The organism is Streptomyces sp. (genome assembly GCF_019510245.1).
In the GTDB taxonomy this organism is placed as follows: Bacteria; Actinomycetota; Actinomycetes; order Streptomycetales; family Streptomycetaceae; genus Streptomyces.
Genome location: NZ_JAEKKT010000458.1, coordinates 1 through 2,834 on the forward strand (window position 1 = coordinate 1; position 2,834 = coordinate 2,834).

The 2,834-nt window shown below is 72.2% G+C and carries 1 protein-coding gene and 1 pseudogene; both read right to left on the reverse strand.

Annotated elements, in window-relative coordinates; genetic code table 11:
* Positions 1 to 562 (reverse strand): annotated as a pseudogene (locus JF597_RS53985) (alkene reductase); the annotation flags it as partial.
* A gap of 94 nt (positions 563 to 656) precedes the next feature.
* The gene (locus JF597_RS53990) at positions 657 to 1,562 is read right to left on the reverse strand and encodes an NADP-dependent oxidoreductase (RefSeq protein WP_294014429.1); all 906 of its coding nucleotides are present in this window, start codon (positions 1,560 to 1,562) and stop codon (positions 657 to 659) included.
* Positions 1,563 to 2,834: the final 1,272 nt, after the last annotated feature.

A 2,834-nucleotide genomic window follows, 5' to 3' on the forward strand; every position in this document is an offset into this window, starting at 1 on the left:
CGGCGAGGAACTGGTGCACGAGGTAGCCGTTGGCACCGTGGATCTCCACGCCGTCGGCACCTGCCGCGACGGCGGCCGCCGCCGCGCGGCGGAAGTCGTTGACGGTCGCCGCGACCTCCTGTGTCGACAGCGCACGGGGTGTCGGCATCTCCTGGGGCCCCGACGCTGTGAACATCACTCCCTGGGGCCGGACCGCCGAAGGAGCGACCGGCTGGCGCCCGTGGGGGGTGTTGTCGGGATGGGCGATACGACCCGTGTGCATCAGCTGGATGACGACCCGGCCGTCGGCCGCGTGCACCGCGTCGGTGACCTTGCGCCATCCGGCGATCTGCTCGTCATTGTGGATGCCGGGGGTCAGGAGGTAGCCCTGGCCGTCGGCGGAGGGCTGGGTTCCCTCGGTGATGAGGAGCGCGTGCGAGGCCCGCTGGGCGTAGTACTCGGCGTTCAGCTCGGTGGGGACGCCCTCGGGTGTGGAGCGGTCACGGGTCATGGGGGCCATGACCAGGCGGTGCGGGAGGGACATGCCGCCGACGGCGGTCGGTGTCCAGAGGGAGTTCAGCATGAGTGGTCCTTCGGTGCGGTGACGGCCAGGTGGTGATCGGTACAGCGAGGGGTGTGGTGAGTGCGTGGGTGCGGTGGGTGCAGTGGCGGGATGATCAGTCGACGATGAGGACGAGCTTGCCCCGGCCGTGCCCGGCGTCGCTGACCTGCTGGGCCGTGGCGGCCCGGTCGAGCGGGTAGGCGGTGACGGTGGTGACGAGCTTGCCGTTCGCGGCGTCCTGGGCCAGCTCGGCCAGGCGGCCGGCCGAGCGGTCCTGGCCACCGCTGGAGAAGGTGACGCCGAGCTGGTGCGCGCGGAAGTCGGCGATGGTGACGATGCGCTCGGTGCCGCCGCGCAGGGTGATGGAGTCTTCCAGGGCTCCCTTCCCGGCCAGGTCGAAGACCGCGTCGACGCCGTCGGGGGCGAGCGCCCGGACCCGTTCGACCAGGCCCTCGCCGTAGAGGGTCGCGGTGGCGCCGAGCGAGGTGAGGTAGTCCTGGTTGGCGGGGCCGGCGGTGGCGATGACCCGCGCTCCGCGGGCCGTGGCGAGCTGGACCGCCAGGGTGCCGACCGCTCCGGCCGCGCCGTGCATCAGTACGGTCTCCCCCGCGGCGACGCCCAGGAGGTCCAGGACGCGCTCGGCCGTTTCGCCCGCCACCGGCAAGGCGACCGCGTGCTGCCAGTCCAGGCCGGCGGGCTTGGGGGCCACGGTGGTGGCCAGCGCGTACTCGGCGTACGAGCCGGTGTCGGACCAGCCCAGCACCTCGTCGCCCACCTGCACGTCCTGCACGCCCTCGCCCAGGGCGTCCACCACGCCGGCGAGCTCGGCACCGGGGACGGCGGGGAGCGGTGTGGGGAACACGGCCTCCATCGCCCCGGAGCGGATCTTGCCGTCCAGCGCGTTCAGCCCGGCCGCCCTGACGCGGACGCGGATCTGCCCGGGGCCGGGCTGCGGGACCTCGATGTCCGCCTCGTGCAGCACGTCCGTGCCTCCGAAACGGTCGAACAGGATGGCTTTCATGACGTCTCCTCTCGTGTCGCCACCCATTTAGGTGGCTGGACACATAACTAAGGTAACAGCAAACACGTGGCTAGCCAAGTATTTGCTTTGCCTGGGGCCGCGCAAGATCGGTCCGTGGTCGCAGCGGTCTCCCCGGGGCGAACGTCGAAGCGGGAGGCGCCCGCTGGAGCGCGCCTTCCTCATCCGAGACTGAATCGGCCGGCAGCCGGGCGACCGGCCGGCCAGATCCTGGCGGTCCGCGGCCCCGTTCCGGTGCAGGACCCGGTCGGCTCGCGGTTGGCCGCCCGGGCAGCTTCCAGCTCCGCGTCCCTGTCCTCCAACCGCGCCAGCAGCTCGGTCTCCCGCCTGTTCCAGGCGGGAGACCTGGCGCTGAAGCTCTTCCTGTTCGGCGGGGCACGAGGCCGCAGTCCCACCGCGCCTGCTGTGACCGTCCATGAGCTCGTCCGGTCGGCGGCCCAGGCGCAGGGTCTGGATGACGAGCCGGGCGTTGCGGGCGTGTGCGCCGGCGAAGTCGGCCTGGAGCGAGGCGAGGCTGACCGGGGCCCAGCCCCGGACTCCGAGGCGGAGGGCTGCCGTGCGGCAGCGTGGATGAGGGCAGGGCGGTCGCGGTGGCGGCAGAGATCCGGAGTGTCGTGCAGGACAGCGCTCTGCCGGCGCGGGATTCGTCGCACGCTGTGGTCGCAAGGACCCGTGGTCATGACCGGGCCGTCTTCGTGAGGCGTGGGTCGAGGCCCTACTGCTCGTGGGTGCCGAGGTTCTCGCGCAGGGAGCCTTCGCAGTCGTCGTGGAACAGGCCGACCGGACCAGGCGGGCGGTTGCGCGCAGTCACCGCCGCGGCGTCCGCGGCACGGCGCGGCGCGGTACGGGAGGCGGTGCAACGAGGCAGCCGGCGTAAGGGCCGTGCATCCGGTCAAACCGGCGGTCCACCGGCCTCGACGGCAATGGTCACGGAGGTGACGCGCTCGAGGTGTGGCGCCGCCGACGTCCTGGCCGTCCCCGGGAACGCGGCGACCACGGCGGGCGGACCAAGGGGGTCGGCAATGACATGGCCGTGTACGCGGTCCCTGCCGACCGATGGCGTACCTGTACCGCAGAGCGCCCAGCAGCGAACCCTTGACTGGCCCCCCTCGCCCAGAACGTCAGGGCGTGACCTGCTGGTGTCCTATGACGGAGAGCAGTTCGAGCTTGCTGTGGCTCTCCGTGCCGGGGCGAGTGGTCAGCACCACCAGGGTCTGGGCGCGGTTCTCGGTGAACAGGACCTGGGCGTCGACG

What these genes read in the sequence shown, in the direction of transcription:
- JF597_RS53990 (WP_294014429.1), bottom strand. Translation starts at nt 1,562, where the DNA reads ATGAAAGCCATCCTGTTCGACCGTTTCGGAGGCACGGACGTGCTGCAC.